Source organism: Acidimicrobiales bacterium, assembly GCA_016716005.1.
Taxonomy (GTDB): domain Bacteria; phylum Actinomycetota; class Acidimicrobiia; order Acidimicrobiales; family JADJXE01; genus JADJXE01.
The window spans coordinates 1,397,472-1,410,844 of the sequence record JADJXE010000001.1 but is presented as its reverse complement, the minus strand read 5'-3'; the positions used below and the strand labels follow the sequence as shown (position 1 = coordinate 1,410,844).

12 protein-coding genes are annotated in these 13,373 nt (G+C 75.1%); 7 read left to right on the top strand and 5 right to left on the bottom strand.

All coding sequences use genetic code 11. The features are described 5' to 3' along the window. Window positions 1-12 precede the first annotated feature (12 nt). The 5 genes from IPM45_06840 to IPM45_06820 all read left to right on the top strand — a co-directional run bounded on the left by IPM45_06840 (window position 13) and on the right by IPM45_06820 (window position 4,667). Window positions 13-561 (top strand): low molecular weight phosphatase family protein, encoded by a 549-nt coding sequence (locus IPM45_06840; GenBank protein MBK9179283.1) that lies wholly within the window; start codon window positions 13-15, stop codon window positions 559-561. Continuing rightward, complete coding sequence (locus IPM45_06835) at window positions 558-1,817, top strand: class I SAM-dependent methyltransferase (protein MBK9179282.1); 1,260 nt, start codon at window positions 558-560, stop codon at window positions 1,815-1,817. Before IPM45_06840 ends, IPM45_06835 begins: the two co-directional genes overlap by 4 nt. Before the next feature lie 117 nt (window positions 1,818-1,934). Continuing rightward, entirely contained in the window at window positions 1,935-2,648 is a 714-nt protein-coding gene (locus tag IPM45_06830; GenBank protein ID MBK9179281.1) for a glucose-1-phosphate cytidylyltransferase, read from the top strand. After that, window positions 2,645-3,307, top strand: coding sequence for a PIG-L family deacetylase (locus IPM45_06825; GenBank protein MBK9179280.1), 663 nt, complete (start codon window positions 2,645-2,647; stop codon window positions 3,305-3,307). Before IPM45_06830 ends, IPM45_06825 begins: the two co-directional genes overlap by 4 nt. 94 nt (window positions 3,308-3,401) lie before the next feature. Beyond that, window positions 3,402-4,667: a serine hydroxymethyltransferase gene (locus IPM45_06820; GenBank protein ID MBK9179279.1), complete on the top strand. Its 1,266-nt coding sequence runs from the start codon at window positions 3,402-3,404 to the stop codon at window positions 4,665-4,667. Between the two features lie 18 nt (window positions 4,668-4,685). Here IPM45_06820 and IPM45_06815 read toward each other — a convergent pair whose 3' ends face one another. Beyond that, window positions 4,686-5,951, bottom strand: coding sequence for a hypothetical protein (locus IPM45_06815; protein ID MBK9179278.1), 1,266 nt, complete (start codon window positions 5,949-5,951; stop codon window positions 4,686-4,688). A gap of 117 nt (window positions 5,952-6,068) precedes the next feature. Between IPM45_06815 and IPM45_06810 the strand changes: the two genes are divergently transcribed. Next, window positions 6,069-7,379 (top strand): hypothetical protein, encoded by a 1,311-nt coding sequence (locus tag IPM45_06810; protein ID MBK9179277.1) that lies wholly within the window; start codon window positions 6,069-6,071, stop codon window positions 7,377-7,379. 176 nt (window positions 7,380-7,555) lie between these two features. Here IPM45_06810 and IPM45_06805 read toward each other — a convergent pair whose 3' ends face one another. From IPM45_06805 to IPM45_06790, 4 genes are read right to left on the bottom strand one after another with little or no spacing between them, the layout of a single operon-like run. After that, window positions 7,556-8,620: a glycosyltransferase gene (locus IPM45_06805; protein MBK9179276.1), complete on the bottom strand. Its 1,065-nt coding sequence runs from the start codon at window positions 8,618-8,620 to the stop codon at window positions 7,556-7,558. Window position 8,621: 1 nt separating this feature from the next. After that, window positions 8,622-9,722, bottom strand: coding sequence for a glycosyltransferase (locus IPM45_06800; GenBank protein MBK9179275.1), 1,101 nt, complete (start codon window positions 9,720-9,722; stop codon window positions 8,622-8,624). A gap of 5 nt (window positions 9,723-9,727) precedes the next feature. Then, window positions 9,728-11,155: an O-antigen ligase family protein gene (locus tag IPM45_06795; protein MBK9179274.1), complete on the bottom strand. Its 1,428-nt coding sequence runs from the start codon at window positions 11,153-11,155 to the stop codon at window positions 9,728-9,730. Further along, window positions 11,140-12,282, bottom strand: a complete 1,143-nt coding sequence (locus tag IPM45_06790) for a glycosyltransferase (protein ID MBK9179273.1) — start codon at window positions 12,280-12,282, stop codon at window positions 11,140-11,142. The genes IPM45_06795 and IPM45_06790 overlap by 16 nt, the downstream gene beginning before the upstream one ends. Window positions 12,283-12,347: 65 nt before the next feature. On the opposite strand from IPM45_06790, the gene IPM45_06785 reads away from it, so the two are divergent. Next, window positions 12,348-13,373: a glycosyltransferase gene (locus IPM45_06785; protein ID MBK9179272.1), complete on the top strand. Its 1,026-nt coding sequence runs from the start codon at window positions 12,348-12,350 to the stop codon at window positions 13,371-13,373.

Here is a 13,373-nt window from a genome sequence, read left to right as displayed (position 1 = left end):
CCCGCCATCGACGTGCTGCTCGTGTGCACCGGCAACGTGTGCCGATCGCCGATGGCCGAGGCCCTCCTCCGGAGCCGCCTGGACCGGCGCGGGGCGGCGGCGACGGTGCGCTCGGCGGGCACCGCGGCCACCCTGGGACCGGCCGACCCTCGCGCCGTCGCCGCGCTGGCGACCCGCGGCATCGACCTGTCCGGGCACGTCAGCCGTCCGCTCACCCCAGAGCTGGTGAACGGCGCCGACCTGCTGCTGGCCATGGCCCGCGAGCACCTGCGCGAGGCGGTGGTGAGCGTCCCCGCTGCCTTCGCCCGCTCGTACACCCTGAAGGAGCTGGTCCGACGGGCGCGGCGCGTGGGGCCGCGCGTCGACGGCGAGCCCCTGGACGCCTGGCTGGCCCGCACCCACGAGGGGCGCTCGCCCCGCGACCTGCTGGGCTACGACGGCGACGACGACGTCGCCGACCCGCTGGGTGGCGACCAGGCCGACTTCGAGCGGACGGCCGACGAGCTCGACGCCCTCCTCGCCACCGTCGTCGACCTCGGCGTCCCGAGGAGCAGCCCGTGAGCACGCCGCCCGACCCTGCTGCCGGAGCGTGCCGGGCATGCGGCGCACCGCTGCGGCACACCTTCGTCGACCTCGGCCTGTCGCCACTGTGCGAGAGCTTCGTCGCCGCCGAGGACGCCGACCGGGGCGAGGTCTTCTATCCGCTGCACCCCTACGTGTGCACCGCCTGCTGGCTGGTGCAGCTGCACGAGTACGTGGCGCCGGAGGAGATCTTCTCCGAGTACGCCTACTTCTCGTCCTTCTCCGACTCGTGGGTCGAGCACGCCCGCCGGTACGCCGACGCCATGACGGAGCGCCTCGGCCTGGGTCCGGCGTCGCTGGTGGTCGAGGTGGCCAGCAACGACGGCTACCTGCTGCAGCACTTCGTGGAGCGGGGCATCCCGGTGCTGGGCGTCGAGCCCGCCGCCAACGTCGCGGCGGCGGCCGTGGCCAAGGGGATCCCCACCGAGGTCGTCTTCCTGGGACCGGGCTCGGCCGCCGACCTGGTGGGGCGGTCGGGGCCGGCCGACCTGGTGGTGGCCAACAACGTGTTCGCGCACGTCCCCGACCTGCGGGGCTTCACCGACGGGCTGGCCACGCTGCTCGCCCCTCACGGGGTGCTCACCATCGAGGTGGCCCACCTGGCCCGCCTGGTGGAGGGCAACCAGTTCGACACCATCTACCACGAGCACTTCCAGTACTGGTCGGTCGTCGCGGCCGAGCGCTTCCTGGCGTCGCGTGGGCTGCGCCTGTTCGATGTGGAGGAGCTGGCGTCGCACGGCGGCTCGATCCGCCTCTGCGCCGACAGGGATGGCGGTTCGGGTGCACCCCGCTCGGCCCGCCTCGACGAGCTGCTGGCCCGCGAGCGGGCGGCCGGCTACGAGGACCTCGCGGTCTACCAGGCGTTCGCCGAGCGGGTGCACCGCACCAAGCGGCGGATCCTCTCCTACCTGATCGAGGCTCGCGACGCCGGCCGGCGGGTGGTCGGGTACGGCGCCCCCGGCAAGGGCAACACGCTGCTCAACTACTGCGGGATCCGCACCGACCTGGTCGAGTTCACGGTCGACCGCAACCCCTACAAGCACGGGCGCTTCACCCCCGGGGCGCGGCTGCCGATCAGGCCGGTCGAGGCCCTGCTCGAGGCCCGCCCCGACGACGTGCTGATCCTCCCGTGGAACCTGCGCCGCGAGATCGTCGCCCAGCTGGGCGACGCCGTCCGCGGGTGGGGAGGGCGGTTCGTCGTGCCGATCCCCGAGGTCGAGGTGGTCGAGCCCTGATGGCCCGGCCTGGCTCACGGCGGGGCCCGCGGCGCCGATGTGAGGCGACGTGAAGGTCGTGCTGTTCTGCGGGGGGGAGCCGCGGAGGCTGCGGAGACCAATGATCGGTGAGGCGACGTGAAGGTCGTGCTGTTCTGCGGGGGGAAGGGCCTGCGCATCCGTGACCACCCGAGCGGTGCCCCGAAGCCCATGGTGCCGGTGGGGCCCCACCCGATCCTGGTGCACGTGATGCGCTACTACGCCCGCCAGGGCCACAACGAGTTCGTGCTGTGCCTGGGCGACCGGGCCGAGGTGATCCAGGCGCACTTCGCCGGCCACCCCCCGCTGCCCGACGTGGAGCACTACTCCGTCACCTGCGTCGACACCGGGCCGGACGCGCCCATCGGCACCCGGCTGCTGCGGGTGCGGCATCTCCTCGAGGACGAGCCGGTGTTCCTGGCCAACTACGGCGACACCGTCACCGACGAGCCGATCGAGCGGGCGGTCGCCTCCGCAGGGAGCGGCTACGACGTCATCGCGTCGCTGCTCGCGGCCCGGCCGCGCTACACGTTCCACCTGGTCGACGACCAGTCGGGCGTCGTGACCTCGATCGCCGACGTCACCCGCTCCGACCTGTGGATCAACGGCGGCTACTTCGTGCTCCGGCGCGAGGTGTTCGACGTGCTCCACGAGGGCGAGGACCTCGTCGGCGCGGCCTTCGACCGGCTCATCGCGCGGGGCCAGCTGCACGCCCGCCACCACCACGGCTTCTGGGCGCCGATGGACACCCTGAAGGACAACGAGGAGCTCGAGTCCCTGTGGCGCGCCGGGATGCCACCCTGGTGGGTGTGACGACGCTCCTCCGCCTGTCCCCGCCCGCGGGGCGTCCCCTCCGGGTCCTGGCCCTCGGCGCCCACGCCGACGACGTCGAGATCGGTGCCGGCGGCACCCTGCTCCGCCTCGTCGCCGAGCAGCCCGGTCTCGAGGTGCACTGGGTGGTCCTGTCGGCGGTGGCGGAGCGGGCGGCCGAGGCGCGCACCAGCGCCCAGGCATTCCTTGCCGGCGCCGGCGCCGCGCACGTCGCCGTGCACGAGCTGCCCGAGAGCTACTTCCCGGCGGCGTGGGCCGAGGTGAAGGCCGTGATCCAGGGCCTCGAGCCCCTCGACCCCGATCTCGTCCTCACCCACCGTCGGGCCGATCGCCACCAGGACCACCGCACGGTGGCCGAGCTCACCTGGAACTCGTTCCGCCACCAGCTCGTCCTCGAGTACGAGATCCCCAAGTACGAGGGCGACCTCGGCGATCGGGGCCAGCCGAACCTGTTCGTGCCCCTCGACGAGGCGGTGGCGCGCCGCAAGGTCGCCCTGCTGCTGGAGGGGTTCCCGAGCCAGGCCGGCCGCCACTGGTTCGACGCCGACACCTTCCTCGGGCTCCTGCGGGTCCGCGGCCTCGAGTGCGCCGCCCCCGGCCGGTACGCCGAGGCCTTCCACGCCGCCAAGGTCGTGCTGTAGCCCCCACGGCGGGGCCGGTCCCGTGTGGGCCGGTGGCCGGACCGGCGCCGTAGGATCAGGGGTCCCGCCCGCCCGCCACCCCCCGGGAGCGCCGATGCCCTGGCCCACCGAGCGCGACGACGAGCTCTTCGCCGTGATCGACCGTGAGGTCGAGCGCCAGAACACCACCCTGCAGCTGATCGCGTCGGAGAACTTCGCGTCGCCGGCCGTGCTCGAGGCGTCGGGCTCGGTTCTCACCAACAAGTACAGCGAGGGCTACCCGGGCAAGCGGTACTACGGCGGCAACCTGTTCGTCGACGAGGCCGAGGAGCTGGCCCGCGAGCGGGCCAGGCTGCTGTTCGGGGCCGACCACGCCAACGTGCAGCCCCACTCGGGCGCCAACGCCAACATGGCCGTCTACCTGGCCGTGCTCCAGCCCGGCGACACGGTCCTCGGCCTTAGCCTCGACCACGGCGGCCACCTCACGCACGGCTCGCCCGTGAACTTCTCCGGGCGCCTCTACCGGTTCGTGCCCTACGGCGTGTCGCCCAGCGACGAGCGCATCGACTACGACCAGGTCCGCGACCTGGCCCGGGCCGAGCGGCCGCGCCTGATCATCGCCGGCGCGACCGCCTACGCCCGCCGGATCGACCCGGAGCCGTTCCGTGCCATCGCCGACGAGGTGGGGGCGCTGTTCCTGTTCGACGCCGCCCACATCGCCGGTCTGGTCGCCGGGGGCGCCCACCCGTCACCGGTGCCCCACGCCGACATCGTCACGTTCACCACCCACAAGACCCTCCGGGGGCCGCGCGGCGGTTGCATCCTCAGCACCGCGGAGCACGCCGCGGCCCTCGACAAGGCGGTCTTCCCCGGTCTGCAGGGCGGGCCGCTCGAGCACGTGGTGGCGGCCAAGGCGGTCGCCTTCCGTGAGGCCGCGCACCCGTCGTTCGCCGACTACGCCGCCCGGATCGTCCGCAACGCCCAGGCCCTGGCGGCCGGATTGGCCGCCGAGGGGTTCCGGCTGGTGTCGGGCGGCACCGACAACCACCTGGTGCTGGTCGACCTGCGCACCTTCGACGCCGACCTCACCGGGAAGGAGGCGCAGGCGGTGCTCGACCGGGCGGGGATCACGCTCAACAAGAACACCATCCCCGACGACCCGCGCTCGCCGTTCGTCACCAGCGGGGTGCGCATCGGCACGCCGGCCGTCACCACCCAGGGGATGGCCGAGCCCGAGATGGCCGAGATCGCGGCGCTGATCGCCCGGGCCCTGCGGAACCGCGACGACGAGGCCGAGGTGGGAGCGGTGCGCCACGAGGTCCTCACGCTCTGCTCCGCGTTCACGCCCTACCCGGCCGGCTCCCTCCCGGTCCGGGCCTGACGGCCCGACGGCGGGGGCTCAGGGCAGGCGGAGCACGGCGGCCCGCTGGGCGGGCAGGCTCAGCGCCGACACCGAACGCCCGCGGGCGTCGACGTGGGCGCGGTCGAGTGCCACCTGGGCGGTGCCGCCCTGCGAGGCGTTCACCAGCACCAGCCCGCGCTCGAAGCGCCGGCGCAGCACCGAGCCGCCGAGGTCCTCGGCCGGCCCCAGCGGCGCGCCCAGGTCCCAGCCGAGCTCCGGCAGCCACAGGCCGGCGTTGGTCACGCTGATCATGGAGCGGCCGTCGCTGGCCAGCAGGTACGAGGCCAGGCCGTAGCGGGCCGCCTCGGCGTCGCGGGGGTCGCCCTGCACCACCACCGCGGCCACCTTGCCGAGCGAGGCCGCCGTCGCCACCTCGTCCACCTGCGCCCGCCAGCCGTCGGGCCCCCAGTCCCACACGTAGGACCCGCCCGGCGTGCGGTCCCAGTTGACGAAGTTCTCCTCCATGGCGCCGTCGACGAGCTGCAGCCAGTCGGCCCACAGGCCGGGGAAGAGGCGGGCGTCGGACACGTTGGCGATGGTGAGGAAGCCGACGGCGTGGAGCCGTGGCCCCACGTTGGCGAGCATGGAGCGGGTGGCGGCCTGCAGGGCGGCGTCGGTCGGGTAGGCGGCCGGCGCCGTGCCGTACGCGGTGGCCCGGGTGAGCGCGTTGTCGATGAACACGCCGTCCCAGCCGTTGCGGTCGAGCTCGTCGAACACGTTCCAGAGCCACTGCTCCTGGTACTCGGGGTTGCCCACGTCCATGAACCAGTGATCGTGGTAGGGCGCCCACTCGAGGCGGCGGCCCGCGGCGTCGGTGAGGAACCACTCGGGGTGCTCGCGGTCGGCGAACCCGTAGCCGACACCGGTGGGGAGCAGCGCCGCGTCGCGCCCGCCGTCGTACGCGCCGGCGTAGCTCCGGGTGGAGGAGAGGTCCTTGTAGACGAGCACGATGGCCTGGGGGTTGGCCGCCTTGATGCTGGCGATCTCTCGCCACTCCCACGCGTTGAGGATCACCAGACGGCGCCGGGGCGCCTCCACCGACCAGTCGACCGGCCGCCCGTCGTTGCGGATCAGGAACGACGCGGGGCGCCCGGCCGGCCAGGCCTCGATGACGGGCTGGGCGCCGGCCCGGGGCGAGCGGGTCTCCAGGGCCACCAGGCCGAGGCCACCCAGCAGGGCGAGCGCGACGAGCACCAGCGGCAGGCGTCGCCCGGCCCGGGGCGGGGCGGAGGGCTCGGCCGCGGCGGGCTCCGGGTCGTCCATGCCCTCGCGAGGATACCGAGTCGGCCGGGTTCACCACGGAGCGCGCGGATCGCGCCACCGACGCGAGCAGTGCGTCGATCCCGGGTCACCCGGGGGCGATCCCGTACGATCGTCGAGGTGAACCCCGCCGACGTGGTCCGCATCGTGTGGCGCCGCCGGCTCGTCGCCCTGGCGGCGTTCGTGCTGGTGGTGCTGGCCGCGCTGCTGTTCGTGTCGCGCCAGCCCGAGGTGTACGAGTCGCAGGCCACCCTGGCCTTCCTCCCCGACCCGCAGAACACCCAGACGCTGCCCTTCTACCTCGGTGGCATCGAGGGCCTGCTGCCCACCTACTCGCAGTTCGTCACCAGCCGGTCGTTCCTCGAGGGCGTGGCCGAGTCGCTGCCGTTCCCCACCACGGGGGGCGAGCTCCAGGGGCAGGTGGCGGCCCGGCCGTCCACCGGGTCCGGGGTGCTCAAGATCCAGGTCCGCTCCTCCGACCCCGAGCAGGCCCAGGCCATCGCCGCCGCCACCGCCGAGCAGTTCCTCGCCGTGGTCGCCGACAACGGCGTCTTCACGGTGCGGATGATCGACGAGGCGCGGGTGCCCGAGGGCCCGGTGTCGCCGCGGCCCACGCTGGTGCTCGTGGCCGCGGTCGTCGTGGCCCTGGCCCTGGCGGTGGGCGCGGCCGTGGTGTGGGATCGCCTCTTCGGCCGCATCCAGGAGCCCCGCGATCTGCTCGACGCGGACATGCCCCTGCTCGGGGTGATCCCCGAGGAGCGCCAGCGACCGGGCCGGCGCGTGGTGCTCGGCGACGCGCAGTTCGCCGGGCTGGAGGAGAGCCTCCGCACCGTGGCCACCAACGCCGTGTTCGCCATGCCCGAGGGGGCGGGCACGCTCATGGTCGCGGGGCTCGACGCCGACGCCGGCGCGTCGCTGCTCACCGCCAACCTGGCGGTGATCGCGGGTGAGCTCGGCATCTCGGTGATCGTCCTCGACGGCGACCTCCAGCGCCCGACCCAGCACGCCATCTTCGGCGTGCGGGCCGACATCGGGTTCACCTCCACCCTGTTGCACGGCGTGGAGCCCCACGTGGTGGTGCAGCCCACCGAGCACCCCAACGTGTCGGTGGTCGCGGCCGGCCCGCCGGTGCGCACCCGGGCGCAGGAGCTGGCCCTCTACCTCGAGTACGTGCACCGCTTCGCGGGGTTGGCCCAGCTGCTCATCGTCGACGGCCCGCCCCTGCGGTCGGGCGACGAGGTCCGGCTGCTGGCAGCGTCGGCCGAGCGGGTGCTGCTGCTCGTCCGGGCCGGGGCCACGGGCCCACGCCAGCTCCAGGCCGCGGTGAAGGGCCTGGAGGCGGTCGATGCCGCGGTGCTCGGCGTCGTGTTGGCCCGCGCCCGCGAGGGTGTCGACCTCGACGTGCCCTTCGGGGGCCGCCCCCGCCGCTGACGGCGGCCTGGGCCTCGACGAACGTCGGTCGGCGACGAGCCTCTCCCACTCGGACGCGGCGATGGCGTCGGCCACCAGGCTCGTGCGCAGGTGGTCGGTGAGCGACCATCAGCGCACCAGCCCGGATGGCGGATCGACGGCGGCGACCATCCGCTCAGCCGGCGGCGGCCAGGCGCTCAGCGGGCGACGCGGGCGTACAGGGCGCGGTAGGCCGCGAGCATGGCGGCCGGTGCCCAGCCGGCGGCGGCCTGCCGCGCCGAGGCGGCCAGGCGGTCGCGGGCGGCGCCGTCGGCCAGCAGGTCGTCGATGGCGGCGGCGACGGCCGACGGGTCGCGGGAGGGGACCAACCTGGCCGCGCCGGGCGGCACCACGTCGGTGACGCCGTCGACCGCGGTCGCCACCATCGGCACGCCGAGCGAGAGCGCCTCCAGCAGGGAGAGGGGGAGGCCCTCCCACGTGGAGGTCGCCGCGCCGCAGCGGGCCAGACCCCACAGGGCGGGCACGTCGTCGACCGCCCCCGCCAGGGTGAGGGGCGTGCCGAGGGCGGCGGCCAGCGAGGCCAGTTCGTCGCGGGCCGGGCCCTCGCCGGCCAGCACCACCTGCAGGTCACGGCGTCCGGCGAGGGCGCGCACCAGGGTGGGCCAGTCCTTCTGCTCCACGAGCCGGCCGACGCCCGCCACGACCTGGCGCTCGTCGAGGCCGAGCCGTGACCGCAGGGCGGCGGTGCGCTCCGGGGTCGCGGGCGCCAGGGCCGCGCCGTTGGTGATGACCTCGAGGCGGTCCCCCGGGAAGCCGGCGGCGCGGAGGGAGCGGCCCACGGCTGGTGCGCACGCCACCACGAGCCCGCCGGTGCGGGCCAGGAGCCGGGCGGCGCGCCCGTAGTCGCTCGGGGCCAGCCCGTGGAGCGTGGTCACCAGGGGCGGCCGGCGGCGCGCGGCCGCCATCGCGAGCCCGGTCGCCACGGTGACGCCCACGTTGTGCGTGTGCACGAGGTCGGGCCACCATCGGCGGAGCAGGGGGACGAGCCGGCGGGCCGCCGCGAGGGTGCCCGCCACGCCCCGGTCGATGTCGGGCAGCGGGAAGTGGGCGCCGCCGGCGGCCTCGACGCGGGCCACCCACGGTCCGCCGGCCGAGGCCACGACGACCACGTCGTCGCGGGCCACCGCGTCGGCGACCAGGTCGATCACGATGCGCTCGGCACCGCCCGGTCGGAGCTCGGCGACGACCTGCAGGAGCCGCACGTCAGCGGGCGACGACGTCGCGGTAGAGGCGGAGGTGGGCGTCGGCGCAGCGGTCGAGGGTGAAGGCATCCCGAACCCGCGCCGCCGCCGCGGCACCGAGGGCAGGGGCCAGGCCGGGTTCGTCGGCCAGGCGGGCGAGGGCGGCGCGCAGGGCGCCGGGCTCGCCGGGCGGGACGAGGAGCCCCTGTCCGGGCCGCAGGATCTCCGACACGCCACCGACCGTCGAGGCCACGCAGGCCAGCCCGGCGCTCATGGCCTCGAGCAGCGCCAGCGGGAGGTTCTCGCTCAGCGAGGCCAGCACGAAGGCGTCCGCACGCGCCAGGACCGCAGGGATGTCGGTGCGGTACCCGAGGAAGTCGACCTGGTCCTCGACGCCGAGGGCCCGGACCCGCTCCTGGGCCACGGCGCGCTCCGGACCGTCGCCGGCGAGCGCCAGGGTGATCCCCGGGCGGGTCCTGGCCACCTCGGCGAACGCGGTCACCAACCCGAGGGCGTCCTTCTGCGGTGAGAACGTGCCGACGTGGACGAAGCGCTGCGCCGAGTCGCGGACGGCGTGGGCCGGCAGCGGGGCGATGCCGTTGGCGATGTGGCGGACGCGGCGCGCCGGCAGGTGCAGTCGGCCCCGGAGGAATCGGGCCATGGCCTCCGACGGGGCCACCGTCACGTCGGCGAGGCGGCCGACGACGGCGTCGCCGCCCAGCACGGCCAGTGCCCCGGGCTCGAGCCGCTCGGCCCAGGGACCGGCCTGCACGAACAGGCGAGAGGCACCGTCGGGCAGGCCGTGGTAGGTGGTGACGACGGGCACCCCCAGGCGCGCGACCGTGGTGGCGACCAGGCCGGCGCGCCGATCCTGGGCGTGCACGAGATCTGGTCGGGCCGCAGCGAGCGCGGCGCGCACCGAGCGCATCCCCCGGACGTCGGTCTTGGTGCTCGCCTGGGCACGACGCCACAGCGGCGTGGCGTCACCGGCGCTCGTCACCGGCTCGGGGCCGACGATCACGACGTCGGGAGCGTCGACGCGACGGGCCAGCGCGAGGGCGAGGCCGACGGTGAGGTCGACGGGCCCGCCCGTCGACTGGGTGAGCAGGTAGGCGACGCGCACGGCGGTCAGGTCGGCGCCGGCCCGCCGGCGCGTCCTCGCAGGGTCTCGTTGCGATCGGAGGGTGCGCGTCGGCCCTGTGCCCCCGCGGCCAGGGTGGCACCGAGCGCGCCGAGCACCCAGATCGGCGCGTAGAACTGCTGGGTGAGGAACGCGGAGCCGACGATCGCGACCACGAACCCGGCGGCGAGGGCGCCCTGCAGCGTGTCGGCCGAGCGGTCGGTGGGGAAGCGGCGGCGGAGATCGAGCCATGCCAGGACCAGGTAGGCCACGAAGAACGCGGTGCCCACGATCCCGAGCTCGGCGAGCACGTTGAGGTACGTGTTGTGGGTGGTGGGGGTCTCGACCGGCAACGGCTTGTCGAAGGTGCCGTAGTCGGGGTTGAACTCGGCGAAGCGGGCCTCGTAGCCGCCGGGGCCGACTCCCAGGATCGGCGAGGACCGGAACTGCTCGATCGCCGTCTCCCAGAAGCTCACCCGAGTGTCGACGTTGTAGCCGGCCACGGCCTGCTTGCGGGTCAGCGCCTCCTCGACGGTGCTCGGCTCGAGCAGCCAGGCCGTCAGCCCGATGAGGACGACGGCCAGCAGGGCCGCTCCCGCCCAGCGGGCCCTGATGCGGCGGGTGGCGACGGCCCAGACACCAGCGGCGGCCAGGCCGAGCAGGGCGGAGCGCGAGAAGCTGGCCAGGACGGCGGCGGCCGAGAGCACGATCGCGGCGGCGACCAGCACCTGCCGGCCCCGGGGGACGGTGCCGAGCCGCCACATGGCGAGCGGGATCGTGCTGGCCAGCAGGAACGCGTAGTCGTTGGCGTCTTCGAGGGGCCCGGCAGCGCGTTCGACGGTGCCCGAGAAGAACCCCCACAGCCCGATGGCGCCGGCCAGCGCAGCGCTCCCGATCATCACGTCGATCAGGACCCCGGCCCGGTGGCGGTCGCCGTCGACGGCTTGGACGACGAGGAAGAAGAGCAGGAAGAACATCGCCCAGCGGGCCGACGTGTTCACCGCGGCACCGAGGTCGCGCGATGCGGCCGAGGAGAGGATCAGCCACGCCGACAGACCGGCGACGGGCCACAGCTGGCGTGTCGTGACGATGGCCTCCCGGCGCACCGCCCAGTGCAGGAGCCACGCGCAGAGGGCGATGGCGCCCAGGCCCTTCGCCGGCGTGAGGAACCCGCCGCCGGTGAGGTAGGCCTCGAAGAAGAACGAGGCGGTGAGGATGGCAACCGCGACGAGGAGGTGGGAGGCCGCCCACAGCACCAGGCCGAGACCGATCACGGCGACCATGCCCAAGGCGGGAGACCACGACGTGATGAAGCCGACGCCGAGGGCCACGCCGACGAGCGCGCTCGCGGCGAGCGGCTTGGGCAGCTCCAGGGGCTCTGCCGTGGCGCGCCGCACCCCTCGGGTCGCGGGTCGGCTGCTCAGCGTGCGGGCCACCGTCGCACGCTATTACGGGCGACCCCGTGCCAGAGGTCGAGGTTCTGGGTCGTCGTGGCCCGGAGGTCGTACTGCGCGGCCGCCCGATGGCGCGCGGCCTCGCCGAGCCGCGTCCGCCGGGCCGGGTCCGCCAGCAGGGCGTCGATCGCTGCAGCGAGCGCGCCCGGGTCGCCGGTGGGAACGAGCAGCCCGGCGCCACCGAGTGCGGAGCTGCCGCTGACGCTGGTGCTCACCACGGTGGCGCCGCAGGCCATCGCCTCGAGGAGCACGAGGGACATGCCTTCGCGGCGCGACGGGATCACCACGACGTCGGCCGCCCGCAGGTGCGGGGCCGGGTCGGTCGTCGACCCGACCAGCTCCACGCGACCGCCCACGCCGAGGCGCTGGGCGAGCGTCGACAGGGCCGAGCACTCCGGCCCGTCGCCGACCAGGCGCAGCCGAGCGCTCGTGGCCCGCATGAGGGCGAGGGCGCGCACGGCCACGTCCTGGCCCTTCTCGGGGACGAGCCGCCCGACGCACACGAGCAGTGGGTCCTCGCCCCGGTCCGCCACGGGCCCGGCGGGGGTGAAGGCCTCGGTGTCGACGCCGTTGGGGATCACGACCAGCCGTCGGGCGCCGCCGCCGAGCACGCCCCTGCCCTCGGCGGCCTCCTCCTCGGAGACGGTGACGATGGCGTCGGCCAGGCGCGCCGCGGCGCGCTCGAAGGCCCGGTAGGCGGGTGCCAGTGGGCCCCCGACGTGCCACCCCCAACCGTGGGGCGTGAACACGCAGCCCGGCCGGCGGCCGGGCCGGGTGGCCAGCAGGGCCAGCCGGCCGAGCGCCCCCGCCTTCGACGAGTGGAGGTGCACGACCTCGGCGGCGTCGAGGAGGCGACGGAGGCGGCGGGCGAGCGCGACGTCGGCGGCGCCCGGCTGGCGGGTCATGGGAAGCACGACGCGGTCGGCCCCCGCCACGTCGACCCAGCCGGGCAGGTCGCCGTCGTCGGGGCAGGCGACGGTGACGTGCATGCCCTGGCCGACCCCGGCCTCGGCCAGCTGGCGGACGCAGACGGCCGCGCCGCCCACCGTGGGCTGGCAGACGAGCAGCACGCGGAGCGGGCGCGACCCTGCAGCGGGAGGCTGGTGCACTCGTGGCACGCTAGCCACGCCGGTCCCCGGGGCCGGTGGGTGGTCCGGTCTACGATCCGCCGACGATGGGGACGGGCTCGGTCACGGTGGTGGTGCCCACGCGCAACCGGGCGCGTTGGCTTCGATCGTGCCTGGCCAGCGTGCTCGGCCAGACGCACCCACGGCTCGAGGTGGTGGTGGCCGACAACGCCTCGACCGACGACACCGCCGACGTGGTGGCGGCGTTCGACGATCCCCGGGTGCGGTACCTGCGCCGACCGACCGACCTCGGGCTGATCGAGAGCTTCGCCCGGGCTGCGGCCGGCGTCGACAGCGACTACCTGCTGCTGCTCGGCGACGACGACCTGTTCGCCTCGCCGGACGCCGTGGCCACCCTGGCGTCCGTGCTCGACGCCCGCCCCTCGGTGGGCATGGTGCACAGCGCGTTCGACCTGGTCGACGGCGACGGCGCGTTGCTCCGCCGCGACGTCGACTGGACCGACGGCCTCACCGCCGACACGGACGAGCCCGGCCGGGTGTTCCTCGAGCGGACGATGCGCTCGTCGTGCCGGGTGTGCTCGTCGACGGCGCTGGTCCGCACCGACGTGGGCGCGGCGGTCGGCTGGTTCCACCCGGCCGACCTGCCGCCCATCGACCTGGGGATGTGGCTCCGCCTCTCGTTGCTGGCCGACGTGGCGTTCGTGCGCCGGAGCCTGGTGTCGTACCGCATCCACGGCACGAGCCACTCGGCGGCGCTCGGCCCGGTCGTCGAGGACGGCTACGTGCTCGGCCCCGAGCTGATCGACCGCGTGCACGAGGTGAAGCTGGCCTTCCTCGAGGAGCACCGTGGCGAGGTGCCCGACGCCGGGCGCCTCCGTCGCCTGGCGGCGCGGCGCCGCCGGCAGGAGCTGCTCACCTACGCCCGGCGGTGCACGTTGCCCGAGCGGCGGTTCGGGCCCACCGCCCGCGCCCTGGCGCTGGTCGGGCGCCGGGCCCCGGCGCTGCTGCTCGACCGCGGCGCCTGGAAGCTGCTCGGCGGCAGCGTGATCGGCCCCGGGCTGGTCGAGCGGGTCACGGGCACGCCCGACGGGGCGGGTGTGGGAGGGTCCTAG

Excerpts from the sequence above, each read along its gene's own strand:
- IPM45_06820 (MBK9179279.1), top strand. The coding sequence starts at position 3,402 with ATGCCCTGGCCCACCGAGCGCGACGACGAGCTCTTCGCCGTGATCGAC.
- IPM45_06815 (MBK9179278.1), bottom strand. The coding sequence starts at position 5,951 with ATGGACGACCCGGAGCCCGCCGCGGCCGAGCCCTCCGCCCCGCCCCGG.
- IPM45_06785 (MBK9179272.1), top strand. The coding sequence starts at position 12,348 with ATGGGGACGGGCTCGGTCACGGTGGTGGTGCCCACGCGCAACCGGGCG.